We start from the raw sequence: 26,979 nt of genomic DNA, 5'->3' as shown, positions 1-26,979 counted from the left end.
CCGAATAAGGTCTACGAGGTATGGACCACGGGAAGGGAGGGTGTCATGCGTCGGGAGCGCCGGGTGCAAAGCCGCGCGGCGGCGGCCGTCGGGGTCGTCGTCGGCGCGGCGCTGCTGGCCGGTTGCGGTGTCGGCGGCGGGCTGCAGAGCGCCGGGCGGGCTCCGGCCGCCGTCGGGCCCGCCCTGCTCTGGCCCGAGCTGCCGCCCGCCTCCGCCGCGCCGTACGACTACGGCGAGGGCGAGACCGCGCGCATCCCCGGGATCAAGGTGCCGGACGACAATGTGCATCGCCTGGATCCGGTGGCGGTGGTGCAGGCCGGCCTGAAGGCCCGGCCCGACCGCTCCAGCGGCACCGCCGACCTGCCCGCCGAAACGGTCCGCCTCATCGGCGCATGCCGTTCCGATCCGGCTTCCTGTCCTGTGCTGCGGCCCTATTTCCGTGATCTGACGGGCGACGGCAAGGACGAGATGGTGGTCGGCATCCGGCTGCCGGACCACCAGCTCTCCGTACGGGTCTACATGCCGGAGGGGGGCGGCCTGACCCGGATCCTGTCCACCTCGGACGCCGTGATCAGCGTCCAGCTGGCCGGGCGGGATCTGATCATGCGGGCCCCGTCGGCCATCACCGGCTACGAGTACCGCACCGCCTGGTCCTGGGACAGCCGGCAGCGCGCGATGCTGCCCACCCGGGACGAGATCCTGCGGACGCCTCCGTCCCCGGCCCCGCGTCCGCACACCACGACCACCCCGCCGACCGCCAAGCCGTCCGCCGGCGTTTCCGCGGAGCGCCGGTGAGCCGCCACAGGACGGCGCGGCGCGGGCCGCGCATGCCTTCCTGGACCGCGACGCTCACCTGGAAGTCAGCCGTCTTCATCACCGTGATGTGCTGCGCGCTCGCCGCACTGCTGAGCGTGCTGGTCCACGGCGAGGTGACGCATCAGACCGTCAGCCAGGCCCGCGAGAAGGCGCTGTCGCGACTGACGGACGTCACCGTCGCGTACGAGACGGGCGAGGCGCTCCCCCCGGGTTCCGGCATCGATCCCCCGGGGCTGCCCGACTCCCTGCGCGCACTGGCCGCGGGCGGTCGACGCGGCACGCTCGTCGGGTATCACGACGGGCGTCCGGCCATGTGGGCGGCGGCTCCGGCCGACGGCCGCGCGCTGGCCACGGCGGTGGACTACAGCCAGAGCGCCCGCACGATCAACGATCTCGACGGGGCGATCGTCGGTTCCTCCCTGCTGGCCACCGGCGCCACGCTGCTGGTCGGCGCGTTCGCCGTCACCCGGGTCACCCGAAGGCTGCACCAGACGGCCCGGGTGGCCGGCCGGATCAGCGCGGGCGACCTCGACGCCCGCGTCGACGACCCGCGCACGGCGGACCCCTCGCGCCCCCAGGACGAGGTGGCGGTCGTCGCGGGCGCGCTGGACACGATGGCGTCCACGCTCCAGCGCAAGCTGCAGACGGAGCAGCGGTTCACCGCCGACGTGGCGCACGAGCTCCGCACTCCGCTGACCGGCCTCTCGGCCGCCGCCGAACTGCTGCCGCCGGGGCGGCCGTCGGAGCTGGTGCGGGACCGGGTCCGGGCGATGCGGGCACTGACGGAGGACCTGCTGGAGATCTCCCGGCTCGACGCCCGTACGGAACAGGTCGATCTCGACGTGCACGAACTGGCACCGCTCGTCGAGCGCGTGGTGCGCGCTTCCGGGACGAAGACCACGATCCGTTCCGTGGAGGGCGGCCGGGAAGGCCCGCACGCGCCCGTGCGGGTCGAGACCGACAAGCGCCGCCTGGAGCGGGTGCTGGGCAATCTGATCACCAACGCGCACAAGCACGGCCGGCCCCCGGTGGTACTGACGGTGGACGGGCCGACGGTGGCCGTACGCGATCATGGGCCGGGCTTTCCGGACTACCTGCTGGAGGACGGTCCGCAGCGGTTCCGTACCGAGGGCGGCAGCGGACACGGTCTCGGGCTGACCATCGCCGTCGGGCAGGCGGCGGCGATCGGCGCCGGTCTCGACTTCTCCAACGCCCCGGACGGCGGAGCGGTGGCGCGGCTGACGCTCCCCGAGTACGTACCGCTCGACGACGGGGGCGACCGGAACCGCGACGATCCGGGTTCCTCTCCGCGTGACGAGCAGTGACGGCGCTTCGGCGCCGCACTACGCCGATACCGGACGCCGGGCGCGCTTTTACGGATATCAGGACATACTCGCTATGACATAAGGGAAATAGACACCACCTCTTGCTACGTTGCGGGACATGACCGCAACGACGGCGGACGCACCCCCGCCCGACCCACGCCTGCCCAAGCGGCGCGGGGTCGAGCTCCTGCTCCTCATCGGGGCCGTCCTCGTCCCCGTCTACGGCTACGCCGCCGTCGGCCTGGCCAGGAACGGCGCGGTCCCGCCCGATGTGGCCGGATACGGCGCGGGCCTGGGGCTGCTCGCCCTCCTGGCCCATCTCGCGGTCCGCTTCCGGGCCCCGTACGCCGATCCGCTGCTGCTGCCCATCGCCGTACTGCTCAACGGCCTCGGTCTGGTGCTGATCTACCGGCTCGACCTGGAGACCCCGAAGGACCAGGCGGCCCCCACCCAGCTGGTCTGGTCCACGCTCGGGGTGGCGCTCTTCATCGTGGTGGTCGTCTTCCTCCGCGACCACCGGGTGCTCCAGCGGTACGCCTATCTCTCGGTCGCCGCCGCCCTGGTCCTGATGATCGTGCCGATCTTCTTCCCCGCGGTGAACGGTGCCAAGATCTGGATCCGGGTCGGCGGATTCTCCTTCCAGCCGGGCGAGTTCGCCAAGATCCTGCTCGCCGTGTTCTTCGCCGCGTATCTCGCCGCGAACCGCAACGCCCTCGCCTACACCGGCCGCAGGATCTGGAAGCTCCAGCTCCCCACCGGGCGGGTGCTCGGCCCGATCGTGGCGATCTGGCTGCTCAGCGTCGGTGTGCTGGTTCTGGAGCGCGATCTGGGCACGTCGCTGCTGTTCTTCGGCCTCTTCGTGATCATGCTGTACGTGGCGACCGGCCGGACCGGCTGGATCGCGGTCGGCCTGCTGCTCGCCGCCGTCGGCGCGTTCGTGGTCGGCTCCCTCGAACCGCATGTGCACAGCCGGGTCCAGGACTGGCTCGACCCGTTCGCCACCATCAAGGCGGGCCAGGGCCCCAGTCAGCTGGCCCAGTCGCTGTTCGCGTTCGCCGCGGGCGGGATGCTCGGCACCGGGCTCGGGCTCGGGCACTCCATCCTCATCGGCTTCGCCGCCAAGTCCGACTTCATTCTGGCGACCGCGGGCGAGGAGCTCGGGCTGACCGGGCTGACCGCGATCTTCCTGCTGTACGCGCTGCTCGTCGCCCGCGGCTACCGGGCCGGCCTCGCCCTGCGCGACCCCTTCGGGCGACTGCTCTCGATCGGTCTCGCCTCGATCCTGGCCCTCCAGGTGTTCGTGATCGCGGGCGGGGTGATGGGGCTGATCCCGCTGACCGGCATGGCGATGCCGTTCCTCGCCCAGGGCGGTTCGTCCGTCGTCACCAACTGGATCATCGTGGCGCTGCTGATCCGGGTCAGCGACCAGGCCCGCAGACCGCACCCCGAACATGTGGAGACCGGGATCGTCGCACCGATGGGGGAGGACGAGCCGTGACCCCGTACCCGCGAGCGGTGCGCACGCAGCAGCAGACGGTGCCGCCGTACCCGCGAGCCGCGACCCCCCATCCGCCGCCGGCCCCGGAGGTCAGACCGTGATCCGCTACATCCGCCGGGCCGCCGCGCTTCTTCTGCTGCTGCTCGTCGCACTGCTGCTGAACGCCGCGCGCATCCAGGTCTTCGAGGCCGACAGCCTGGACGACAATCCGGCCAACCGCCGTCTCACGATCGCCCGTTACCACCAGCCGCGCGGCAACATCCTGGTCGGCGGCAAGTCCGTGACCGGTTCCGAGAACACCGGTGAGCAGCTCGCCTACGAGCGCACGTACAAGGACGGCCCGCTGTACGCGCCGGTGACCGGCTACGCCTCGCAGACGTACGGCACGACCCTGATCGAGCACGCCGAGGACGAAATCCTCTCCGGCACGGACCCGATGCTCGCCCCACTCCCGCTGTGGAACGAGATCACCCGCGGACGGCAGCCCGGCGGCGATGTCGTCACGACCGTCAAGGGCGCGGTGCAGCGCGCCGCCTACGACGGGCTCGGCGGACGGCGGGGCGCGGTCGCCGCCGTCGAACCGTCGACCGGCCGGATCCTGGCACTGGTCTCGTCCCCCTCGTTCGATCCCGGGCTGCTCTCCGGCACCGGTTCCTCCGTGACCGACGCCTGGCGGCGGTTGAACGCGGACAGGAGCCAGCCCATGCTGAACCGGGCGATCCGGCAGACCTATCCGCCAGGCTCCACCTTCAAGATCGTGACTGCGGCGGCGGCGCTCGACGCGGGCGTCGTCACCGATCCCGACGCCGAGACCGACACCCCTTCCCCCTATGTGCTGCCGGGCACGACGACCACGCTGCCCAACGAGGCGGAAGGCTGCGAGAACGCCCCGCTCGCCGAGGCGATCCGGGTCTCCTGCAACACGGTGATGGCGGAACTGGGGGTGCGGGTCGGGCTGAAGGGCATGGTGGACGCGGTGCGGAAGTTCGGCTTCAACGACACCGGGCTGAAGATCCCGTCGGGGGTGGCGAAGAGCAACTTCGACACACGCATGTCGGACGACCAGCTGGCGCTGTCGTCGATCGGCCAGTTCGACACGACGGCGACACCGCTCCAGATGGCGATGGTGGCCTCGGCCGTGGCGAACGGCGGCGACCTCAAGTACCCGTATCTGGTGGACCGTACGACCACGAGAGGCGGCTCGACCGTCCATCGCGAAGGCTCGCACACCTACCACCGGGCCATGGACCCGCGGACGGCCTCGCAGCTGCGGAGGATGATGGTCGACGTCGTGGAGCAGGGCACCGGGTCCAACGCCGCCATCGACGGGGTGACGGTCGGCGGCAAGACCGGCACCGCGCAGCACGGCATCGACAACTCGGGCAGGCCGTACGCCTGGTTCATCTCCTGGGCGCAGGCGCCGGATTCGGGGCAGCCGGCCGTCGCGGTCGCCGTGGTGGTCGAGGACGCCGCCGCCGACCGGGCCGACATCAGCGGCGGTGGCAGCGCGGCCCCGATCGCCCGTTCCGTCATGCGGGCGGCTCTGGGAGGCTGAGCGCGTGACGGATGCGGGTGGGGCGGCCTCGGCGCTGGAGCGGATCGAGAGGGAGGATCCGCGCCTGTGCGCGTTCATCGAGGTGTGGCACGAGAGGGTGGCCGCCGGGGCCGAATCCGCGCGCCGGCTCCCGCTGGGCGGAATGCCGTTCGCCGTCAAGGGCCCCGTCGGCATCCGCTCGTACACGGCCCGGCGGCTGATCGCCGCCGGTGGCCTCCCGGTCGGCGCGACCTCGGTGCCCGGCCCCGGCACGCCCTGGCAGACGTGGGGGCTGGGCGCGCACGGCCGTACGGTCAACCCATGGCGCCCCGACCGCACCCCGGGCGGCTCCTCGGCCGGTTCGGCGGTGGCGGTCGCGGCGGATCTGGTGGACCTGGCGACCGGCAGCGACGGGGCGGGGTCGGTCCGGATTCCGGCGGCGTGGTGCGGGGTGTTCGGCCTGAAGACGACGAACGGCCTGCTGCCGTCGCCCGACCGGTCCGGGCTCGCGTCCGCCGGAGTGCTGGCCCGTTCGGCGGTGCACGCCCAGACGTTCCTGCGCTGTGTGCTGGACGGCTACGAACCGGCGACCGCGGCTCTTCCCGTCCCTGCCGTGTTCAGTCCCGACCTGGGGTACGCGCAGGTCGACCCGGAGGTCGGGGCCGTCGTCCGGCGGGCGGTGCGGCGGCTCGTGACGGCCGAAGTGGTGCGGCTCGTGGACCGTACGTGCGGGCTGCTCGATCCGCGAGAGGCGTGGCAGGCGGTCCGCAGCGGGAAGCCGACCCCGGCCGCCTCGGAGCTCCGACGCGAGAACGACCTGCGGCTCGACGCCCTGTTCGCCCGTACGCCCCTGCTGCTCACCCCGGCCACCCCCAACCGCCCGCATGGGCACGACGGTCCGGGCGAGCTCTACTCGACCGCGCTGACCTGGACGTTCAACCTCAGCGGGCACCCCGCCGCGAGCGTGCCCGCGGGATTCACGGCGGACGGCTGCCCGGTCGGGCTCCAATTGGTCGCGGAGCGCGGGGCGGACGTCTCGCTGCTCGGAATGGCCCGTGCGGTGGAGAGCGCGCTGCTCACCGTCCGGCCATGACCTTCAGCGACCGCCGGACCGGCACCGGCCATGAACGGGCCCAGGTGAACACAGCCCGCCTCGGATTCCCTCTGGACTCCCCCGAACTGAAGGTCTTCGTCGACGCCCTCGACCCGGTGAACGCGGTCGCCGACGCAGCGGCCGGTTTCGTCCGGCGGCGGCGGAGCGAGACCGGCAACGCCACCGACGTACCGGTCTTTGGAGACAGCCGGCTGATCGTGAACATGTCGGTGTGGCGCGACACGGACGCGCTGGCGGCGTTGGCACGCCTGTCGCCACGGGTTGACCGGGCGGGGCGGGCGGTGCCTGCCGCCCTCCGCCTCCCCCGGTGGCCGCGCCCGCCGCCTCATTGCGCCGCCGGGTCCGCCTCGGCGCCCTGCGCCATCGACTCTTCGACCTCGGCGACCCTGGCCTGCTCCTCGGCCGCGAACCGGTCGCGGTCGAGTTGCTCGGCGGTCTCCTCGTCCTGGGCCATGAGCAGGTCCAGGCTGGAGTCGCCGAGCTCGAAGACGCCCATGTCGACGTAGGCCTTCTGAAGCCGTTCACCCCACAGGCCGATGTCCTTGACGCACGGCACTATCCGGCTGAACAGCAGCTTGCGGAAGAGCTGCAGGAACGGCGACTGCTCCGAGAGGGCGTCGGCCTCCCGCCTGCCGATGCCGAAGTTCTCCAGCACCTCGACGCCCCGGAGCCGGTCCCGCATCAGGTAGCAGCCCTCGATGACGAACTCCTCGCGCTCGCGCAGTTCGGCGTCGCTCAACTGCTTGTAGTAGTCCCGCAGCGCCATCCTCCCGAAGGCGACGTGCCGGGCCTCGTCCTGCATGACGTACGCCAGGATCTGCTTGGGCAACGGCTTGTTCGTCGTGTCGCGGATCATGCCGAACGCCGCCAGTGCGAGCCCTTCGATGAGGACCTGCATGCCGAGATACGGCATGTCCCAGCGCGAGTCGCGCAGGGTGTCGCCGAGCAGCCCCTGGAGGTTGTCGTTGACCGGGTAGAGCATCCCGACCTTCTCGTGCAGGAACCGGCCGTATATCTCCGCGTGCCGGGCCTCGTCCATGACCTGGGTCGCGGAGTAGAACTTCGCGTCCAGGTCGGGCACGGACTCCACGATCCTGGCCGCGCAGACCATGGCGCCCTGCTCACCGTGGAGGAACTGGCTGAACTGCCAGGCGGTGTAGTGCTTGCGCAGCTCGCCCCGGTCCTTCTCGGTCATCTTCGCCCAGTGCGGGGTGCCGTACAGGGTGAGGGCATCGTCGGGGGTGCCGAGCGGGTCGGCGGGGTCGACCTCAAGGGACCAGTCGATGCGCTTGTTGCCGTCCCACTGCTTGTCCTTGCCCTTCTGGTAGAGGGCGAGCAGGCGTTCGCGGCCGTCGTCGTACTCCCAGCTGAAGCGGGCGGCGCCGGAGGCGGGCACCTGCCACAGCGGCGTGTCGGGGGCGGTGGTGTAGAGGTCGTGTGTCGACACGGACGGCTCCTTCGCCTTGCGTGCTCCGATAAGTTCCGCGGCGGTTGACTCAGTTGGCAGGTTCACACGTTGCTAGACACCGGGTCAACAAGTAACGCGCAAGGGATTGACGGCCTTGCTGACGAGCAGTCTCATAAGAAGTGACCGCAGGTAACCCACAGGTGAGGTGCCCTCAGCCATGACGACAGTGTCCGAACGCGACGTGCGGTTGCTCCGCGACGCACTCGGCCCGCTCCGGGACCGCGAACAGATCGCCGAGCGGCTGCTCGAATCCTCGGCCAAGCACTCGTTCGACCCGGACAAGGAACTCGACTGGGACGCGCCGACCGAGGACGGCAAATGGTTCTGGCCGCCCGAGCTCGTCTCGCTCTACGACACGCCGCTGTGGCGGAAGATGTCCGAGGAGCAGCGGATGGACCTGTCCAGGCACGAGGCGGCGTCACTGGCCTCGCTGGGCATCTGGTTCGAGATCATCCTCATGCAGCTGCTGGTCCGGCACATCTACGACAAGCCGCCGACCAGCAACCACGTCCGTTACGCGCTCACCGAGATAGCCGACGAGTGCCGGCACTCGATGATGTTCGGCCGCATGATCAAGTGGAGCCGGGCGCCCGACTATCCGGTGCCGCGCGTCTATCACAACCTCGCACGCGTACTGAAGACCGTCTCCACCACGCCCGGTTCGTTCGCGGCGACCCTGCTCGGCGAGGAGATCCTCGACTGGATGCAGCGGCTGACGTTCCCGGACGAGCGCGTCCAGACGCTGGTGCGCGGGGTGACCCGCATCCATGTCGTCGAGGAGGCCCGGCACGTCCGGTACGCCCGCGAGGAGCTGCGCCGCCAGATGGTGACCGCCCCTCGCTGGGAGCGCGAGCTCACCCGGGTGAGCTGCGGCGAAGCGGCCCGGGTCTTCAGCGTCTGCTTCATCAATCCACAGGCCTACGAGAACGTCGGCCTGGACCGGCGCGAGGCCGTCGCCCAGGTGAGGGCGAGCGGCCACCGGGCGGAGGTGATGCAGAGCGGCGCGAAGCGGCTGACGGACTTCCTCGACGACATCGGGGTGCTCAACGGGGTGGGACGCAGGCTGTGGAAGAGCTCGGGACTGCTGGCCTGAGGCGGAGGGACGTCCGCGCACTGGATGTATGCGGACGTTCCGACAGCGCGGCGAGGTGCCGCAGCTGTCGTCGTGCGCCCGCCAGGGGTGGCGGGACAGCCCTTACGCTTCGACACATGACCTCCGCCGCCACAGCCCCGCCGACCCGCGCCTACCGAAGGCTCAGCGTCGAGGAACGCCGCACCCAGCTCCTCGGTGCGGCGCTCACCCTCTTCGCACACCGGGCCCCCGACGAGGTCTCGCTCGACGAGGTGGCGACGGTCGCCGGGGTCTCCCGCCCCCTCGTCTACCGCTACTTCCCGGGCGGGCGGCAGCAGTTGTACGAGGCCGCGCTCCGGTCCGCCGCCGAGAAGCTGATCCTGTGCTTCAGCGAGCCACCCGCGGGAGCGCCGACCGAACGTGTGCAGCGGGTGCTCGACCGCTATCTCGCCTTCGTCGACGAGCACGACGCCGGGTTCAGCGCACTGCTGCGCGGCGGCAGTGTCGTCGGAACCTCCCGTACGACGGCGATCGTCGACGAGGTACGACGGGCGGCGGCCGAGCAGATCCTGCTGCACCTGGGCCGGGACGGCACGGCTCCCGGGCCCCGGCTGCGGATGATGGTGCGCACCTGGATCGCGGCCGTCGAGGCGGCGTCCCTCATCTGGCTGGACGAGGGGAAGCGGCCCGCCGCGTCCGATCTGCGCGACTGGCTGGTCGACCAGCTGATCGTGCTGCTGGCCGCCACGGCGGCGACGGACCGGGAGACCGCCTCGGCGGTCACGGAGCTGCTGCCGCTGGAGACCGCCGCGGGCCCGGCCGGACGGCTGGCGGAGCGGCTGATCCCGGTGGTCGGCGGAGCGGCCCATCTGCTGCCCGAGAACTGATCGGTCAGACTGGGACGGTGCGAAGCGAGAACACCCCCTTCACCGGCGGCCCCCTGGACGGGCGGGTCCTGCCCGTGCTCGTCGGCCCGACCGGCCATCCGCCCAAGTGGTACGAGGTACCGGTACCGGCCGCCGACGGCGGACCCGCCACCGTGCACGCGTACCGCAGGGTCCCGGCCGGTCACTCCAAGCGGCTGGGGCTCCCGCGCGGCTGGGTGTACGAGTACGCCCCCGAGGGCCGTGAGCGGCACAGCCCCAAGTGGCCCTGGTCGAAGCCGGACTGAGGAGCGCGGGCCAGCGCGGCCGTGGGGCTGCTCGGACCGGCCGGTCTAAGATCGACGCTCTGGTGCCGGGCACGGTCAGCAAGGGGGTGCGCCATGGAGGCGCTGCGTCAGGACGATCCACGCCGCATCGGTCCGTACGCCGTACTGGCGCGGTTCCGCGAGACCGCGAGCGCCGTGCAGTACGTCGCACACGACCCGGCCGACGACAGACCCGTGGTGGTGACCGCCGCCCGTCCCCGACTCGCCGCGCTGCCCGCCTTCCGGCGCCGTTTCCAGGCGGAGGCCCGCACCGCGGAGCTGCTGGCCGGCGGCTGGGTCCAGCCGCGGCTGGGCGCCTTTGCCGAAGACGCGGACGACGTCCCGCCGTGGACGGCCGTCCCCTACACCCCCGCTCTGACGCTCGCCGAGGCGATCGAGGTCACGGGTCCGCTCCCCGAGCGTGCCGTACGGATACTGGGCGCGGGCATCGCCGAGACGCTCTCCCGGGTGCACGCCACCGGAGCCGTGCTCCAGGGCCTCGCCCCCCGGACGGTGCTGCTGGCCGAGGACGGGCCGCGGCTCACCGCGTTCGGCCCGCTGGGCGCCGCAGCAACCGCCGAGGCCCGGCCCGGTGGACAGTTGTCCGTTCGGCTCGGCTATCTCACCCCGGAACAGGTCGAGGGCGAGGAACCCGGGCCGGCCTCCGATCTCTTCGTCCTGGGCCTGCTGCTGGCGTACGCGGCGACCGGCACGACCCCGCTCGCCGACGGTCCGGCCGCACAGGGCGCCGAGCGGATCGCCCGCACCGATCCCGAACTCGGCGCCGTACCGGCGCAGTTGCGCGGTCTGATCGCGCGCTGCCTGGCGAAGGACCCGGCCGACCGGCCGACTGCGGGAACGGTCGCGGCGGAACTCGCCCTGGAGGGAGCGGCGGGTTCGGCGAAGGGCGGCTGGCTGCCTGGGCGGGTGGCGGCCGCGGTGAAGGAACAGGGCGTACGAGTAGAGGAGTTGGCCGCTTCCGGTCATCCGGTCGACGCGCCGGTGCGCGGACCGGCCGACGGGGCCGTCGACGGACCCGAGGATGCCGCCCCGGGCGGTGAGCCGGCCGATGCTCCCGTCACCACGCCCTCGGACGCGACGGCCGGCCCGGCCGCCCATGGCCCCGCCTCGGCCGCGGGACCCCTCCCCGCCCAGGACACCAGTACCGCACAGCTCGGGGACATCGGGCGCCGAGCATCGAGGACCGACCGGCCCACGACCCAGCTGTCCGTTCCGCGCGAGCTCACCGGACCCGGCGCGGGGACGCCCGCCGAACCTCCCGTCGCGCTCCCCGCCGTACTCCCGCCGGTACCGCTGCCGGTCCCCGTACGTCCCGCACCCTCCCCCTCCCCCTCCTCCGCCGTCGACCGGCGTGCTCTGTTCATCGGGCTCGCCGCCGGGGCCGCGGGGCTGGTCGTCGGCGGAGGCGGGGCGCTCGCGTTCGGATCCGGGGACGGCGGCACGACGGACGACCCCAAACCCGTGCCGAGCCGCAGCGGCCCCGCCGTCGCGGGCCTGCCCCCGCAGCCGCGCTGGGTGTACACGCACCCGGCGACCGAACCGTCACCGCTCACCGCCGCCCTCTGGAACGACCGGTTGCTCGTGCTGACCGGCGAGAACGGGGCCTCCGGCGTCGATCTGCGCACCGGGCGCCGGGTCTGGGAGAGCGCCGACGCCGCCAAGGGGCAGGCCGCACTGCCGGCCGGGAAGGACCTCTGCTTCGTCGCCGGTCCGTCCGAGTTCCTGTGGCTGTCGCCGAAGGACGGCAAGGTGGCCCACCGGGTCGGCTACGCGGACCGGTTCACCGGGGTGCCGAATCTCGCGGTGGCGGAGATCGTCGGCGGCTTTGGACCGGTGGTCTGGTTCACCGGCTCCAACGAGGTCACCGTCAAGGCCCCGCCCCCGAAGAAGGGCAAGAAGCGCGGCAAGGATCAGAAGGCGGTCAGGTCCTATCTCTTCGCCTACGACATCCTGCGGCGCAAGGAGCTGTGGCGGACCGTCGTACCCACCGGACGCGGCCCCGCCGCCCCCGTCTACCGGCTGATCGCGGTCGGGCGGGACGACCTCGTCGTACGTCAGAGCCCGGCCACCCTCACCTCCGGCGACGTGAAGTCCGCCAAGGGGAAAGCCGTCTTCCGGGGCTTCGACCGGAAGACCGGGAAGCTGCTCTGGAGCAGGTCGTTCGGTGCGGTCGCGCCCGACGGTGCGGCGATGGGTGACGACCGTGGCGTCGTGTACGCGGCGGTGGGCGACGACCTCCAGGCGTTCGAACTCCCGGAGGGCAAGCCGAAGTGGACGGTGAACGGCACCACCGGGACCGCGTACGGGACCTCCGTCACCTCCGGGACCCTGCTGCACACCACCAACCGCAACCAGGAAGTAGGGGCGGTCGAGCGGGAGACGGGGCGGCTGCGCTGGCGGCGCTCGACGGAGGCGGCACCCGGCCCCGCCGCCCCCGCGGTGACGCTCAGCGCGTCCGGAAAGACGTTGCTGGCCGCGGACACGGCCCAGGTCACCGCGTTCGCGGCGGAGGACGGGCGGCGGCTGTGGAAGTTCCAGGACATCGGGTCCCAGGACCCGAAGGGGCCCACGATCACCGCGCCGTACCGGGTGCTGGTGACCGGGAGGACGGTCGTCGTCCGGCGCGACCGGATCTTCTACGCGTTCCCGGTGACCTAAGGGCTGCCCCGATCCGCTCCGGTCCGGTCCGGCTCGGTCCGAACGTGACCCGACCCGATTCGATCCGGTCCGTTCCGTTCCGTTCCGGAAGAAGGGCAGCCCCTGCCTGAAACCCCTGGGGACGCATCCGCCCACCGCCTTCCGGGCGAACTCGCGGGCCGCCACACCGCGGGGTCCTTGCATCTCCTGACACTGAGTGACCGTATTGTTACATTGCGCTCGCTTTTGGGGTATTCCCATGATTCGCCCCGTCACCGGAGGTGATGTCGTGTCAGGCAGAGTCCTGTGTGCGGTCTGCACCGCGGCCCTGGCCACGCTCCTCGTAACCCCGCGGGCAGCCGCCGCGCCGGTGGTCCCGGACCCCGCGAAGGGCGGCAGCGCGAAGCCGTCCGCCGCCCGTGCCCCGACGGCCGCGAACAAGAGCGTCGCCCAGCTGCTGACCCAGCTCCAGAAGCTGTACCAGCAGGCCGAGGAGGCGGCCGAGACGTACAACGGAACCGCGGTGGAGCTGAAGAAGCGCACGGCGGAGGCGAAGCGGCTCAACGCCTCCCTGGCCGCTGCCCGGAGCGCGCTGGCCGACAGCCACGACCAGGCGGGGCAGCTGGCCCGGGAGCAGTACCAGGGGCGGTCCGACTTCTCCTCGTACCTGCAGCTGCTGCTCGCCCGTGATCCCGAGCACTTCCTGGACCAGGAGCATGTGCTGCGGCGTGCGGCGGCCGAGCGGGCGGCGACCGTGAAGCGGCTCACCGGTGCCGAGAAACGCGCCCACGACCTGGCAACCGAATCCCGCAAGGTACTGGACCGGCAGCAGGTTCTGGCCGCGAGGCAGAGGCAGCAGCGGGACGACGTACGGTCGCGGCTCAGGACCGTCGAGGCGAAACTGGCCACGCTCTCCGCCGCGCAGCTCGCCGAGCTGTCCCGGCTGGAGCAGCAGGGCATGGCGAAGGCTCAGGGCGCCCTGGTCACCTCGGGCGCCCTGTCCTCGACCAGGCCACCGTCCGAGGCGGGCGGCGCGGCGGTGAAGTACGCGATCGGGCAGATCGGGAAGCCGTACGTGTGGGGCGCGGAGGGGCCGGACTCGTTCGACTGCTCGGGACTCACCTCGCAGGCCTGGGCGAAGGCGGGCCGGGGCATTCCCCGGACCTCGCAGGAACAGTGGCGGCAGCTGCCGAAGGTGCCGCTGAACGCGCTGCGCCCCGGTGACCTGGTGATCTACTTCCCGAAGGCCACTCATGTGGCGCTGTACATCGGCAACGGGCTGGTGGTCCAGGCGCCCCGGCCCGGCGCCCAGGTGAAGGTCTCGCCCGTGGCGTCGAATCCGCTGCTGGGCGCCGTACGGCCGGATCCGCAGAGCGAGCCGCTCTCCGCGTACCGGCTGCCGCAGCTCCCGCAGAGCGCGTCCACCGGCTCGGACTCGGGGTACAGCTCGTCGTCGGCGCCCCAGGCCTAGGGTCTTTCGTTTGCATCACGCCGGGCTCGCGTGCCCCGGCCCGCGCCCCGCTCGCCTCGGAAGCCCCTCACCTGCGAACTCTCGGCAGATGAGGGGCTCCTGACGTTCAGTGGGCCGCGTATGGCCGTCAGCCCCGAATCGGACCCTGCCGCAGGGCGCTGCGATGGCCTCTCGCGTGCGCTCCAGGCTGCTGGGCAGGAGGTGGGGTGAGCCACTTCTCCGCGTATTGCCTGAAGCCCGACCGGCCCGCTCCCGGGCCGCGATCAGGAGTGGTCTCGGCTCTCCCGCACCCGGTCGGTCACGAGGGTCGCGATCGTCTCCGCCCGTGGAAAACCTCCCGGAGGGCGTCCGAGGGCGGCCCACAGACACCGACGTTCACCAAAGTTGACCGCTGATTCGCAGGTCAGGCGCTTACGCGGCGCCCGACACCTCGGCGAGGTACGCGTTGGCCTTCTCCGGCTCGAAGAAGAAGTTCTCGAAGTCCGCCGGGTTGTTGAAGCCGTTGGCGAAGCGGTCGGCGACCGGCTGGAGCTGGCCGGCGGCGCCGATCAGGTTCAGCACGTGCTCCGGCGGTACGCCGAGCATCGCGTTGGTCCACTTCACGACGTGCTGCGTGTTCTCCCAGTGCCGGTCGAACGTGGCCTGCATCCACTCGGCGTCGAACTCGCGGTCGCCGTGCTCGATGATCGAGTTCAGGTAGGAGTTCGCGCACTTGGAGGCCGTGTTGGAGCCCTGGCCGGTGACCGGGTCGTTGGCGACGACCACGTCTCCCACGCCGAGGACCAGCCCGCCGCCGGGCAGCCGGCCGATCGGCTTGCGGACGGTCGGGGCGTAACGGCCCGCCAGGGTGCCGTTGGCGTCGGTCAGTTCGACCTTGGTGGCACGGGCGTACTCCCAGGGCAGGAAACGCTCCATGAGCTCCAGCGTCTTGGCGAGGTGCTCGGAGGGGTCCTTGATGTCCCGGAACGCGTCGACCGGGCCGCCCGGGACGCCTTCCCAGAACAGGATGTCGGCGCGGCCGGAGGTGGTCAGGGTCGGCATCACGAAGAGCTCGCCGACGCCGGGGACCAGGTTGCAGCGGACCGCGTCGAACTCGGGGTGCTCGGGGCGCGGGCCCAGGCCGTGGACGTACGCGACGGCCAGGGCGCGCTGCGGGGCGTCGAACGGCGAACGGGACGCGTCCCGGCCGAACATGGAGACCAGCTCACCCTTGCCCGCGGAGACCATCACGAGGTCGTAGGTGCGGGAGAAGTAGTCCAGGTCCGAGACGGCGGCGCCGTGGATGACGAGCTGTCCGCCGCGCTGGGCGAACGTCTCCATCCAGCCGGCCATCTTCACGCGCTGGTCGATGGACTGGGCGAAGCCGTCGAGCTTGCCGACCCAGTCGACGGCGCGCGAGGAGTCCGGCGCCGCGACCGAGACGCCGAGACCCTCGATGCGCGGGGCCTGGGACTCCCAGAAGTTGAGCTGGTAGTCGCGCTCGTACTGCAGCGCCGTGTGGAACATGCACTGCGTCGACATGACCCGGCCGGAGCGGATCTCGTCGGCGGTCCGGTTGGACATGAGGGTGACTTCGTAGCCTCTGGACTGCAGTCCGAGGGCGAGCTGGAGACCGGACTGGCCGGCTCCGACTATGAGTATCTTCCGCATCGCGGTTCTCCGTTACGTGTGACGTGCGAGCCGGGAGGGCGCTTCGGCGCGCTCCCAGGGCCTCTCGATTGGATCATGCCGGGCTCGGGTGCACCGCTCGCCGGTCCGGCCCGATCCGAACGAAAGGCCCTTACGCCGGGGTGGCGTCGAGGGCGTGACCGACGAGGGCCAGCAGCGACTCGACGACAGTGATCCTGTTACGCGCGTCCATGATCACAACTGGTACGTGCGGAGGTACGGTCAGGGCCTCCCGGACGTCCTCGGCCTCGTACCCCGGTGTGCCCTCGAAGTGGTTGACGGCGACGATGTACGGCAGTCCGCAGCTCTCGAAGTAGTCGAGCGCGGGGAAGCAGTCGGCGAGCCGCCGGGTGTCGGCGAGCACGACGGCGCCGATGGCGCCGCGCACCAGGTCGTCCCACATGAACCAGAAACGCTGCTGGCCCGGTGTGCCGAACACGTACAGCACCAGGTCGTCGTCGAGCGTGAGCCTGCCGAAGTCCATCGCGACGGTCGTGGTGACCTTGTCGGGCGTCGCGGTGAGATCGTCGGTCTCCTCGCTGGCCTGCGTCATCATCGCTTCGGTCTGCAGTGGAGTGATCTCGGAGACCGACCCCACGAAGGTCGTCTTGCCCACGCCGAACCCGCCCGCGACCACGATCTTCGTCGCGATGGGGGCCCTGGTGTGATCCAACTGCCAGGCCTGCAGCGATTCTTCGGCCTGGTCCTTGGCCCCGGGCTGGCGCGGGGCGAAGAGTGGCGACTCAGAGACGGCGGAGTCCATTGAGCACCCTTTCGAGCAGTGCGCGGTCGGGCTGGCCGGTGCCGTGACCGGTCCCGTACACGCGGATCTTTCCCTGGTCGGCCAAGTCGCTGAGCAGCACCCGGACCACACCGAGCGGCATCTTCAACAGGGCGGAGATCTCCGCGACCGTACGCATCCGGCGGCAGAGTTCGACGATGGCCTGGAGCTCCGGCATGACGCGGGTGGCCAGGTTGCCGTTGGTCAGCTCACGGCGTTCCTCGGGTGCTTCGAGCGCGGCGACGAACGTCTCGACGAGCAGGACGTGGCCGAAGCGGGTACGGCCGCCGGTGAGGGAGTACGGGCGGACCCGTGCGGGCCTTCGGTCGGACCCGCGGACGGGCAGCCTGCGGGCGGGTTCAGCAGCGGACATCACTGGGTGCTCTCCATCGATTTGCGCAGTTCACTGCGGAGTTCGGGGGTGAGTACGTGTCCGGCTCGGCCGACGAAGAGCGCCATGTGGTACGCGATGACGCTCATGTCGCAGTCCGGGGTGGCGTGCACACCGAGCAGCGAGCCGTCGCTGATCGACATGACGAAGACGCTGCCCTCGTCCATGGCGACCATGGTCTGCTTGACGCCACCGCCGTCCATCAGCTTGGCGGCGCCGGACGTGAGGCTGCCGATGCCGGAGACGATGGTCGCCAGGTCGGCGCTGGAGCCCCTGGGACCGTCCTGCCGACCGGTGACGCGGGTGGTCTGGTGGCCGGGGTCGGAGGAGAGCAGCATCAGTCCGTCGGACGAGACGACGGTGACCGAGTGGACCCCTGGCACCTCCTCCACCAAATTGCTGAGCAACCAGTGAAGGTTCCGGGCCTCGGTACTCAGCCCGAATGTGCTGGGCGCAGTCAACTGCGTGCCTCCTCGACTGTGTCCCCCGTCTCATCGGTTCGGCCGTCATTGCGGTCGGCCGGGTCACTGCGGTCGGTATGTGCGGGGCGTCCGGCGTGTACGGCGGTTCCTGGGAACGGTTGGGTCGCCGTGATCTCGGCGATTTCCGCCTCGACGTCCCGGCGGCCGTCCTTCGCGCCCTGGTGGAAGCCGCCGAGCCGACGGCGCAGGGCCTCCTTGTCCAGGCTGCCCTTGCGCTCGGAGGCGGGTGCCGTGGCGGGCTTCACGACCTTGGGGGTGCGCTTGGGCAGCCCCTTGTCCGTGATGCGTTCCTGCTGCGGCTGCGACTGCTGCTCCGGCTGCCGGGGGCCCGGCAGGGCGTCGGCGACGGGCGCGGGGGCCGGTGCGGTGTACGGCTCCGGGGCGGGCGCGGGGGCCGGTGCGGTGTGTGCTGCGGGCTCCGGGGCGGTACGGGGCTCAGCGGACTCGTCGACGGCGCGCTCATGGCGGTCGGGGCCGATGGCGTACGGGTCCGGCGTCGTGGACTCGGGGCCGTCCGCGATGTCCGGCGCCACCGGGAGCCGGACCTGCATCGTGGTCTCGGCCTCGGTCTCGGCGGCGGCCGGAGCGGGCGCGGCGTCCGCCGCCTGTCCGGGCTCGGGCCCGGCCTCGGGCTCGACAGCGACCCCGGACTCGCGGATCGTCTGCTCGGCCGCTGCGATGAGCGGGTCGCCGGACAGGGCGAGCGTACGCGTCGGCAGGGCGTTGGAGTTGGCCTCGGCGACCGACCCCGGCAGGTTCAGCGCGGGCGCCTCCCCGGGTACCGTCACCGGCGGTGGTGTGGCGGCCGGAGGTGCCTTCGGCAGCAGGACCTTGGGCAGGACGACGACGGCCGTGACCCCGCTGCCCTTGTGATCGCGCAGCTGGACCCGTACGCCGTGGCGCGCGGCCAGCAGCGAGGTGACCTGGAGGCCGAGTCCGGCCCCGGGCGCTCCCTTGTCGTCCGCCTCACCCCTGTCGAAGAGCGTCGGGTCGCCGAGCCGGGCGTTGAGCTCGCCCATCCGTACGGCCGACATCCCGATGCCCTCGTCCTGGACGGAGAGCATCACCTCGCCCGTCTCCAGCAGCCAGCCGGAGAGCTGGACAGGGGAGTCCGGCGGCGAGAAGGAGGTGGCGTTCTCCAGGAGTTCGGCGATGAGGTGGCTGAGGTCGTCGGCGGCGAAACCGGCGATCTGGGCGTGCGGCGGCAGGGACTGGATGGTGACCCGCTCGTACCGCTCGATCTCGGAGACGGCCGCACGCGCCACATCGACCAGCGGGATCGGACCCGCGTGCCCATGTCCGTGCTCGGCGCCCGCGAGCACCAGCATGTTCTCGCTGTGCCGACGCATGACCGTGGCCATGTGGTCGAGCTTGAAGAGCGTGGCCAGCCGGTCCGGGTCGTGCTCCTTCTCCTCCAGGCTCTCGATGACGCCGAGCTGACGCTCGACGAGGCCGAGGGTGCGCAGCGAGAGGTTGACGAAGGTGTGGTGGACCGTGTTCTTCAGCCGCTCCAGCTGGGCGGTCAGGTCGGAGGTCAGGACCTGGAGCTCGGCGCGCTGGACGGTGAGGGCCTCGCGTCCGGCGATCAGCTCGGCGCGCTCGTTCTGCAGGCTCTCGAAGCGGCCGTTGAACTGGTGGAGCAGTCCGTGCAGCTTGCCGTGCAGGGCGTTGATGGACCGCACGACCTGGGCGAACTCGTCGTTGCGGCCGGTGTAGCGGATCGGTTCGGCGTTGTCGGGCTCGGCGACGAGGCGGGCGGCACCGATCCGCAGGACGGCGAGCGGCTGGGTGAGGGTGCGGGCCACGGCGGTGGAGACGCCGACGGCGATCAGCAGACAGCCGCCGAGCAGCGCGATCCGCAGTTCGAGCGCCGTGACGTCGTCGTCGCGCAGTTGCTCCAGGCGCTGGACCTGCGCGGTGCCGAGGGCGGACTCGACGCCCCGCATCCGGTCGATCCGGGCGGAGAGGGCCGCAGCGACCTTCTTGCTGCTGGTCTGCTGATCGGATTCGGAGAGCTCTGGGCGGTCGGTGAGGGAGTTGAGGTACTTCTCCGCGCTGTCGACCTCGGGGCCGGTGACGGTGGACGACAGCTTGTCGCGGGCGGTGGTGCCCGCGGCCTGGTCGAAGTCGGCGAGCGAGGCGAGTTCGCCGACCCGCGCCTGCTGGGCGGCGGCGCTCAGCTCGTCACGGGTGCGGTCGTCCTTGCTGCTGCCCTGGTCCTGGGCCTGGACGGGCAGTCCGGTGACCGGGTCGATCTGCGGGGTCGTGACGGGACGGGGCACGGAGAGCGCGGCGAGCAGCAGCCCGCGGGTGGCGGAGGCCTGCTCGGTGGCCCGGCCGAGCGCGAGCGGCGCGCGGGTGGCCCCGGCGGCGCGCGGCGGGGTCTTCTCGGCGAGTTCGTCGGCGAGGTCGTGGAGCTTGGTGATGACCTCGGTGTACGCCTGATGGGCCTGCAGTGCCGAGCCCTTGCCGCTCAGCGCGTCGCGGCGCAGCGAGGGGATGGTCGAGAGATCGCGGCGCAGCGCGGCCGGGGCCGCGTCCCTGATCTCGTCCACCTGCTGATCGACGCGGGCGCTCCGGCTGCCGGAGTCGCCCTTGCCCTTCGCCGCCGGACCGGACTGCTCGTCACGGCCGGCCGCGATGTAGGCGGTCACCTCGTCACGCTCGTCCGCGAGGGCGTGGGAGAGCGCGATGGCCTGCTGGTTCAGCTCGGCGAGAGTGACCAGCCGCTGCGACTCATTCAGCTCCGAGGAAGCGCTGAGGGCCGCGGGCGCGCCCGCGGCGATGACGGTGATGCCGACCACCGCGACACCGGCGACCAGCCGGCTGCGTACGCGCACGGTGCGCCGGGTGCCCTCGCTCTCGGCGGGTACCGGTGGCGTCACCCCGGAACCGCTGTGCTTGCTGCCCTTGCTCCGAGGCCGCTTCTTCTGCACCGGTGCTCGCAATCTTGACTCGTCCGCCCTTGAAGCAGAGGTGACGCACGATCACATGTGAACGAGCGCCCCGACCCCTGTACGGCTTCTGACCATTCCAGTGCTTTTGAGAGGGGGGCGCGCATCAACCACTCCGCCACCTGAACGAGTGAACATCACTCCGGAGTTGACGAACAAGTCTCCCCCCGAGGCGCGTCCGTCACACCTGGACCTTCGGCTGGAACTTCCGCCCCGGCTTTGGCAGGATGCCCGCCCGCACGCCGCCCGGAGCCATTCCTTCCGCTCGGGACACCCGCCTGACCTGGTGGTACAGGCCAATTCTGATTCATGCAGGGCCCGTGAAGACATCGTGCAGACTGGCCGCATGCGCATCGAACTCGCCACCGTCGCCGGCAGCCCCGACCACCCGAACGAGGACTGGGCGGCCACGACCGCCCCCGCTTCGGGCCAGGGCGGGGCGCTGGTCCTGCTCGACGGGGTGACCCCACCGAGGGGTGACGACGGTTGTGTGCACTCGGTGCCCTGGTTCACCGCACGGCTCGGCGGCGCACTGGTCGAACTGTCCGGTTCGCGGCGGGATCTGACCCTCCAGGAGATCCTGGCCGAGTCCATTCGGCGCACCGCCGACACGCACCGCTCCCTGTGTGACCTTTCTCACGTGCGGACACCGCAGGCGACGGTCGTCATGGCGCGCTGGGACGAACGCGAGATCGAGCACCTCGTACTGTCTGATTCCGTCCTGCTGTTCGAGGCGCCCGACGGAAGCGTGCGCCCCCTGCTCGACGACCGGCTGGACCATCTGCCACCGGGCACGCTCGCCGTCGAGGCGATCGCCGACGCACAGGCGCGGAACAAGGAGGGCGGCTTCTTCACCGCCGCCGCGGACCCGTCCGTGGCGGCCCGTGCGGTCACCGGGCGCACCCCCGTCGGCCGGGTGCGGGCGCTCGCCGCACTGACCGACGGGGCGGCCCGCTGGACCGAGATGTTCCGCGAAGGCGACTGGGCGGACTGCCTCGGAGTGCTCCACAAGGAGGGGACGCAGGGGCTGATCGACCGCGTCCGGGCCCTGGAGGACGCGGACACGGAGCGCACGCGCCTGCGCCGCAGCAAGACCCATGACGACGCGACGGCGGTCTACGCGGTGCTGTGACGCCGTACCGGAACGGGGCGTGCCGCCGGGAGCGGGCCGGCGCGGACGTCAGCCCTCCGCGCGGGCGTTCAGGTGATGCAGCAGCCGGGCCAGTTCGGCCACCTCGGCCCGGTCCCAGTCGGCGAGCTTGCGCACATAGCGCTCGCGGCGGGCGTCGCGGACGCTGCGATAGCGGGCCAGCCCCTCGGCGGTGAGGTGGACGAGATGGGCGCGGCCGTCGGCCGGGTCGGGCTCGCGCGCCACCAGTCCGAGGTCTTCCAGGGCGCGGAGTTGACGGCTCATGGTCGCCTTGCCGACGCCGAAGTAGGCGGCCAGATCCGTGGCCCGTTGCCGTCCGGCCGACTCCAGCCGGACGAGAAGTCCGTACGCGGCGGCCTCCAGTTCGGGGTGTACCTCGCGCGCCATTTCCCCGGAGTTGGCCCGCGCCCGCCGCAGAAAGACGGCCAACTCCCGCTCCAGGGCCAGGAATGCGTGGTCCACACCACTTTCTCCGGTCGCGCCGGGTTCACTACCGCTTTCGCTCCCGTGCACGTCAACACCCCTCATAAGCTTTCCTGCCGCTGAAAGTTTCTTTCGCTGCTGGTCATCGCCGCAGCTTGGCCAGTATTTCGCAGGCGTAGACCAACGGCGGCGCCCAGGCCCCCTTCCGCAGCCCAGGTCTACGTGCGTAGCGTCATGTATGGCATGTCCACACCATGGCATGCCGACAGGGGTGCGCCCGGCGTCCCCCTGGGATCAGCGCGTCCCCCCACCAAGGCCTCGGAGGCACTCACATGCCGGTGCTCAGATCCGGATCCGGAACGTCCCGCCGCTCGCGCTTCGCGGCGGCCGGAACCCTGCTCGCAGCCCTTTCCCTCCTCCTCACCCTGCCCGGCGCGGCGAGCGCCGCGGGCACCCACGACTCCGCCGCCGCGGCCAAGAAGCCCGCACGGGGCACGGCCACGATGGGCATGGGCGTCGCCGCCCACGACGGCCAGGGCGGACTGCCGCGCGACACCCTCGCCGCCCAGACCGAAGGCGTGGACGTCGCCAGCTACCAGGGCAACGTCGACTGGCCGACCCTCTGGAACAGCGGCGTGAAGTGGGCCTACACCAAGGCCACCGAGGGCACTTACTACACGAACCCGTACTTCGCCCAGCAGTACAACGGCTCGTACAACGTCGGCATGATCCGGGGCTCGTACCACTTCGCCACCCCGAACACCACGAGCGGCGCCGTCCAGGCCAACTACTTCGTGGACCACGGGGGCGGCTGGTCCAAGGACGGCAAGACCCTGCCGGGCGCGCTCGACATCGAGTGGAACCCGTACGGCGACCAGTGCTACGGCCTGAGCCAGGCCGCCATGGTGTCCTGGATCCGTGACTTCGTGAACACCTACAAGGCGCGCACCGGACGCGACGCGGTCATCTACACCGCGACCAGCTGGTGGCAGGCCTGCACCGGGAACAACGCGAGCTTCGGCACCACCAACCCGTTGTGGGTGGCCCGGTACAACAGCACCGTCGGCGAACTCCCGGCCGGCTGGGGCTACTACACGATGTGGCAGTACACCTCGTCCGGCCCGTACGTCGGCGACCACAGCCACTTCAACGGCGCGCTCGACCGCGTACAGGCCCTCGCCAACGGCTGAGCCGACCCGCCGCTGCCGCGCGGCACACCGCTTCGCACGACCGAGCCCTCGGTGACCCACCCCATCACCGGGGGCTCCACCCTGTTCACGCCCATGGCCAGGTCGTTCGGCCCCCGAGCGGGCACCGGACACCCCTATGAATCCGGTGTATACGCCGTGTGTATAGTCCTTCTCCGCCGCACATCGCGTGCCCTGTTCAGCCACGGAGGAGTGACCCGCCTTGCCCATGAAGACGAAGTCGATCGGTGCGGGGTTGGCCGCCGCCCTTGTGACGGCACTCACCCTGACGCTCAGCGGCTGCTCCATGCAGACCACCGCACCGGCCTCGGCGCGTGGCGACGCGGGCTCCGACGTCAAGGGCTCCTTCGGCCCGGTCGACTGCCGCAAGGCCAAGTGCATAGCGCTGACCTTCGACGCGGGACCGGGCGAGGACACCCCGCACCTGCTGGACGTCCTCAAGGAGAAGAAGGTGCACGCGACCTTCTTCCTGCTGGGCAAGAACCACGTCAAGAAGCACCCCGACACCGTGCGCAGGCTCGCGGCCGAGGGGCACGAGGTGGCCAACCACACCTGGTCCCACGAGATCCTGACGGACAAGAAGCCGGCCGAGATACGCGCCGAGCTGGAGAAGACGCAGGACGCGATAGCGGAGATCACCGGCAAGAAGCCGCGGCTGATGCGCCCTCCGCAGGGCCGTACCGACGACACCGTCTCGGGTATCAGCAAGGACCTGGGGCTCTCCCAGATCCTGTGGAGCGCCACCGCCAAGGACTACTCCACCACCGACTCGGCGCTGATCAAGAAGCGCATCCTGGACCAGGCGGGCAAGGACGGCATCATCCTGCTGCACGACATCTACAAGGGGACGGTGCCCGCGGTGCCCGGCATCATCGACGCGCTGAAGAAGCAGGGCTACACCTTTGTCACCGTCCCGCAGCTGATGGCGCCCGCCGAGCCCGTCCCGGGGACGATCTACCGCCCCTGAGCCCGGCTCGTCGGCCGACGGGACCCACCGGCCGCACCCGCACCGATGCCCCTACCGGCGTCCGCCGCCGGTGAAGTCGCCGCCCGTCGCGGCCTTCGGTGCGCCGCTCGCCGTGCGGCCTGGGCGGGCCGACCCGCCGGCACACGCGGAACGGCCCGCCCACCCGTTGCCGGGGAGGCGGGCCGTCCGTACCGGTCGCGCACGTGGTGCCACGTCCGTCACGCCGTGGCGGCTACGCCGCGGCCGGGATCCTCTCCTCGGGCCTGGCCGCGGAGACCGGCGCGAGGGCGATCTCCAGCACCTGGCGGACGTCCGTCACCGGGTGGACCTCCAGGGTGTCCAGGACCTCGGCCGGGACGTCGTCCAGGTCGGCCTCGTTCCGCTTCGGGATCACCACGGTGGTGATCCCGGCCCGGTGCGCGGCCAGCAGCTTCTGCTTCAGGCCGCCGATCGGCAGCACCCGTCCGGTCAGCGAGACCTCACCCGTCATCGCCACATCCGTACGGACCAGCCGTCCGGAGAGCAGCGAGGCCAGTGCCGTCGTCATCGTGATACCGGCGCTCGGGCCGTCCTTGGGGACCGCGCCCGCGGGGAAGTGGATGTGCACGCCGCGGTCCTTCAGGTCCGCGACCGGCAATTCCAGTTCCGCGCCGTGCGACCGCAGGAAGCTCAGCGCGATCTGCGCGGACTCCTTCATCACGTCGCCGAGCTGACCGGTCAGGGTCAGTCCGGAAGCTCCGGTCTCCGGGTCGGCCAACGACGCCTCCACGAACAGCACGTCGCCACCCGCTCCGGTCACCGCGAGCCCGGTGGCCACGCCCGGCACCGAGGTCCGGCGCTCGGCCGGGTCCTGGGCGGACTCGGGGACGTGGTGCGGCCGTCCGATCAGGCCGCGAAGATCCGCTTCGGTGACCGTGAACGGAAGCTCCCGGTCGCCCAGTTCGTGCTGGGCCGCGACCTTGCGGAGCAGCCGGGCGACGGCCCGCTCCAGGTTCCGTACGCCCGCTTCACGGGTGTACTCGCCGGCCAGCTTGCGCAGCGCGGACTCGTCGAGCGTCACCTCGCCCTTCTCCAGACCGGCCCGCTCCAGCTGGCGCGGGAGCAGGTGGTCGCGGGCGATGACGACCTTCTCGTCCTCGGTGTAGCCGTCGAGCCGAACCAGTTCCATCCGGTCCAGCAGGGCTTCCGGGATGGCTTCGAGCACGTTGGCGGTGGCCAGGAACACGACGTCGCTGAGGTCGAGTTCGACCTCCAGGTAGTGGTCGCGGAAGGTGTGGTTCTGGGCCGGGTCGAGGACTTCGAGGAGGGCGGCGGCCGGGTCGCCCCGGAAGTCCGAGCCGACCTTGTCGATCTCGTCGAGCAGAACGACCGGGTTCATCGAACCGGCCTCCTTGACGGCCCGCACGATCCGCCCCGGCAGGGCGCCGACGTAGGTACGCCGGTGGCCGCGGATCTCCGCCTCGTCCCGCACACCGCCGAGCGCGACGCGGACGAACTTGCGTCCCATGGCGTGCGCGACGGACTCGCCGAGCGAGGTCTTGCCCACGCCCGGAGGACCCACCAGCGCCAGCACGGCACCGCCGCGCCGCCCGCCGACGACGCCGAGGCCGCGGTCGGAACGCCGCTTGCGGACCGCCAGGTACTCGGTGATCCGCTCCTTCACGTCCTGCAGGCCCGCGTGCTCGGCGTCGAGGATCTCCTGGGCGCCCCGGATGTCGTACGCGTCCTCGGTCCGTTCCGTCCACGGCAGTTCGAGGACGGTGTCGAGCCAGGTCCTGATCCAGGAGCCCTCGGGGCTCTGGTCGGACGAACGTTCCAGCTTGTCGACCTCCTTGAGCGCCGCCTCGCGGACGTGCTCGGGAAGATCGGCGGCCTCGACGCGCGCCCGGTAGTCGTCGGACTCGTCCGCGCCGGAACCAGGCCCCCCGTTGAGATCGGCGAGCTCCTTGCGTACGGCTTCGAGCTGGCGCCGCAGCAGGAATTCGCGCTGCTGCTTGTCGACGCCCTCCTGGACGTCCTTGGCGATGGACTCGGCGACGTCCTGCTCGGCAAGGTGCTCGCCGAGCCACTGGATGGCGAGCTTCAGCCGGGCGACCGCGTCCACGGTCTCCAGGAGCTGCACCTTCTGGGCAGTGGTGAGGAAGGGTGAGTATCCGGAATTGTCGGCGAGCGCGGAGATGTCCTCGATCTGCTGGACCCGGTCCACGACCTGCCAGGCCCCGCGCTTCTTCAGCCAGCTGGTGGCGAGTGCCTTGTACTCCTTGACCAGCTCGGCGGCGGCTCCGGGGAGCGGGTCGGGGACGACCGCGTCGACCCGGGTCCCCTCCACCCAGAGCGCGGCCCCCGGTCCGCTGGTCCCGGCCCCGATCCGTACCCGGCCACGGCCGCGGATGAGCGCGCCCGGATCTCCGTCCGAAAGCCGTCCGACCTGCTCGACCGTGCCGATGACACCGGTGCCGGTGTACGTCCCGTCGATCCGCGGCACCAGAAGCACCTCGGGTTTGCCGCCGCCCTCGCGGGCCGCGGCCTGCGCGGCCTCCACGGCGGCGCGCACATCGGTGTCGGACAGGTCCAGAGGCACCACCATCCCGGGCAGCACGACCTCGTCGTCGAGCGGCAGCACCGGCAGGGCGAGCGGAGTGACCGCGTTGGACTCGGTAGCCATGATCTCCCCTTCAGCAGTCAACTTGAGCTATGCAGACTCAATGCTCCTGAGCCGCTCGTTGTTCCCCGGGCCACGTTCGCTGTGAGCGATCAGCGGAAGGCACTCGCCCGCTACTACCGGGACCATCCGGCGCGGGTCGAGCAGA

21 protein-coding genes and 1 pseudogene are annotated in these 26,979 nt (G+C 71.3%); 14 read left to right on the top strand and 8 right to left on the bottom strand.

All coding sequences use genetic code 11. The annotated features are described in order from the left end of the window. The first annotated feature begins 45 nt into the window (after positions 1-45). From ACF1B9_RS17930 to ACF1B9_RS17905, 6 genes and pseudogenes are all read left to right on the top strand, one after another. Entirely contained in the window at positions 46-795 is a 750-nt protein-coding gene (locus ACF1B9_RS17930; protein ID WP_391741787.1) for a hypothetical protein, read from the top strand. 32 nt (positions 796-827) lie between these two features. Then, a complete protein-coding gene (locus tag ACF1B9_RS17925) occupies positions 828-2,141 on the top strand; it encodes an ATP-binding protein (RefSeq protein WP_391741910.1) in 1,314 nt (437 codons plus the stop codon). A 118-nt stretch (positions 2,142-2,259) separates the two neighbouring features. Further along, positions 2,260-3,639, top strand: a complete 1,380-nt coding sequence (locus tag ACF1B9_RS17920; protein ID WP_391741786.1) for an FtsW/RodA/SpoVE family cell cycle protein — start codon at positions 2,260-2,262, stop codon at positions 3,637-3,639. A gap of 97 nt (positions 3,640-3,736) precedes the next feature. After that, the gene (locus tag ACF1B9_RS17915; RefSeq protein ID WP_391741784.1) at positions 3,737-5,194 is read left to right on the top strand and encodes a peptidoglycan D,D-transpeptidase FtsI family protein; all 1,458 of its coding nucleotides are present in this window, start codon (positions 3,737-3,739) and stop codon (positions 5,192-5,194) included. Positions 5,195-5,198: 4 nt separating this feature from the next. After that, the gene (locus ACF1B9_RS17910; protein ID WP_391741782.1) at positions 5,199-6,266 is read left to right on the top strand and encodes an amidase family protein; all 1,068 of its coding nucleotides are present in this window, start codon (positions 5,199-5,201) and stop codon (positions 6,264-6,266) included. Further along, a pseudogene (locus tag ACF1B9_RS17905) lies at positions 6,263-6,526 on the top strand (DUF3291 domain-containing protein); the annotation flags it as partial. The gene ACF1B9_RS17910 and the pseudogene ACF1B9_RS17905, both read left to right, overlap by 4 nt. 86 nt (positions 6,527-6,612) lie before the next feature. Here the strand turns inward: ACF1B9_RS17905 and ACF1B9_RS17900 are convergent. Beyond that, positions 6,613-7,734 (bottom strand): ferritin-like domain-containing protein, encoded by a 1,122-nt coding sequence (locus tag ACF1B9_RS17900; RefSeq protein WP_391741780.1) that lies wholly within the window; start codon positions 7,732-7,734, stop codon positions 6,613-6,615. 178 nt (positions 7,735-7,912) lie between these two features. On the opposite strand from ACF1B9_RS17900, the gene ACF1B9_RS17895 reads away from it, so the two are divergent. The 5 genes from ACF1B9_RS17895 (at position 7,913) to ACF1B9_RS17875 (ending at position 14,145) form a co-directional block, all read left to right on the top strand. After that, positions 7,913-8,848 carry a diiron oxygenase gene (locus ACF1B9_RS17895; RefSeq protein WP_391741778.1) on the top strand — a complete coding sequence of 312 codons (936 nt, stop codon included), beginning with the start codon at positions 7,913-7,915 and terminating at the stop codon, positions 8,846-8,848. Between the two features lie 116 nt (positions 8,849-8,964). After that, positions 8,965-9,714 (top strand): TetR/AcrR family transcriptional regulator, encoded by a 750-nt coding sequence (locus tag ACF1B9_RS17890; protein WP_391741776.1) that lies wholly within the window; start codon positions 8,965-8,967, stop codon positions 9,712-9,714. 17 nt (positions 9,715-9,731) lie between these two features. Next, the gene (locus tag ACF1B9_RS17885; protein WP_391741775.1) at positions 9,732-9,998 is read left to right on the top strand and encodes a hypothetical protein; all 267 of its coding nucleotides are present in this window, start codon (positions 9,732-9,734) and stop codon (positions 9,996-9,998) included. A 93-nt stretch (positions 9,999-10,091) separates the two neighbouring features. Continuing rightward, entirely contained in the window at positions 10,092-12,695 is a 2,604-nt protein-coding gene (locus tag ACF1B9_RS17880; RefSeq protein WP_391741773.1) for a PQQ-binding-like beta-propeller repeat protein, read from the top strand. Between the two features lie 268 nt (positions 12,696-12,963). Beyond that, complete coding sequence (locus ACF1B9_RS17875) at positions 12,964-14,145, top strand: NlpC/P60 family protein (protein WP_391741771.1); 1,182 nt, start codon at positions 12,964-12,966, stop codon at positions 14,143-14,145. A 411-nt stretch (positions 14,146-14,556) separates the two neighbouring features. On the opposite strand, the gene ACF1B9_RS17870 is transcribed toward ACF1B9_RS17875, so the two are convergent. The 5 genes from ACF1B9_RS17870 to ACF1B9_RS17850 form a co-directional block, all read right to left on the bottom strand. Next, entirely contained in the window at positions 14,557-15,795 is a 1,239-nt protein-coding gene (locus tag ACF1B9_RS17870; protein WP_391741769.1) for a styrene monooxygenase/indole monooxygenase family protein, read from the bottom strand. Between the two features lie 130 nt (positions 15,796-15,925). Beyond that, complete coding sequence (locus tag ACF1B9_RS17865; RefSeq protein WP_391741767.1) at positions 15,926-16,576, bottom strand: ATP/GTP-binding protein; 651 nt, start codon at positions 16,574-16,576, stop codon at positions 15,926-15,928. After that, on the bottom strand, positions 16,557-16,967 hold the full coding sequence (locus ACF1B9_RS17860; protein WP_391741765.1) for a DUF742 domain-containing protein: 411 nt from the start codon (positions 16,965-16,967) through the stop codon (positions 16,557-16,559). Before ACF1B9_RS17860 ends, ACF1B9_RS17865 begins: the two co-directional genes overlap by 20 nt. Then, entirely contained in the window at positions 16,967-17,446 is a 480-nt protein-coding gene (locus ACF1B9_RS17855; protein ID WP_376272056.1) for a roadblock/LC7 domain-containing protein, read from the bottom strand. The genes ACF1B9_RS17860 and ACF1B9_RS17855 overlap by 1 nt, the downstream gene beginning before the upstream one ends. After that, a complete protein-coding gene (locus ACF1B9_RS17850) occupies positions 17,443-20,403 on the bottom strand; it encodes a nitrate- and nitrite sensing domain-containing protein (RefSeq protein ID WP_391741763.1) in 2,961 nt (986 codons plus the stop codon). Before ACF1B9_RS17850 ends, ACF1B9_RS17855 begins: the two co-directional genes overlap by 4 nt. A gap of 364 nt (positions 20,404-20,767) precedes the next feature. Here ACF1B9_RS17850 and ACF1B9_RS17845 point away from each other — a divergent pair, with 364 nt between their 5' ends. Continuing rightward, positions 20,768-21,553: a hypothetical protein gene (locus ACF1B9_RS17845; RefSeq protein ID WP_391741762.1), complete on the top strand. Its 786-nt coding sequence runs from the start codon at positions 20,768-20,770 to the stop codon at positions 21,551-21,553. Positions 21,554-21,601: 48 nt separating this feature from the next. Here ACF1B9_RS17845 and ACF1B9_RS17840 read toward each other — a convergent pair whose 3' ends face one another. Continuing rightward, the gene (locus ACF1B9_RS17840) at positions 21,602-22,099 is read right to left on the bottom strand and encodes a MarR family winged helix-turn-helix transcriptional regulator (protein ID WP_391741761.1); all 498 of its coding nucleotides are present in this window, start codon (positions 22,097-22,099) and stop codon (positions 21,602-21,604) included. A gap of 227 nt (positions 22,100-22,326) precedes the next feature. Between ACF1B9_RS17840 and ACF1B9_RS17835 the strand changes: the two genes are divergently transcribed. Both ACF1B9_RS17835 and ACF1B9_RS17830 read left to right on the top strand, forming a co-directional pair. Beyond that, complete coding sequence (locus tag ACF1B9_RS17835) at positions 22,327-23,184, top strand: lysozyme (RefSeq protein WP_391741760.1); 858 nt, start codon at positions 22,327-22,329, stop codon at positions 23,182-23,184. Between the two features lie 226 nt (positions 23,185-23,410). Beyond that, a complete protein-coding gene (locus ACF1B9_RS17830) occupies positions 23,411-24,169 on the top strand; it encodes a polysaccharide deacetylase family protein (protein WP_391741908.1) in 759 nt (252 codons plus the stop codon). 232 nt (positions 24,170-24,401) lie between these two features. Here ACF1B9_RS17830 and lon read toward each other — a convergent pair whose 3' ends face one another. Then, positions 24,402-26,834, bottom strand: a complete 2,433-nt coding sequence (gene lon, locus ACF1B9_RS17825; protein WP_391741759.1) for an endopeptidase La — start codon at positions 26,832-26,834, stop codon at positions 24,402-24,404. Positions 26,835-26,979 lie beyond the last annotated feature (145 nt).

This window comes from Streptomyces sp. NPDC014727 (assembly GCF_043083485.1).
Taxonomy (GTDB): Bacteria; Actinomycetota; Actinomycetes; order Streptomycetales; family Streptomycetaceae; genus Streptomyces.
Note: the sequence above shows the minus strand (reverse complement) of the source record. Positions and strands in the feature narration are given on the sequence as shown.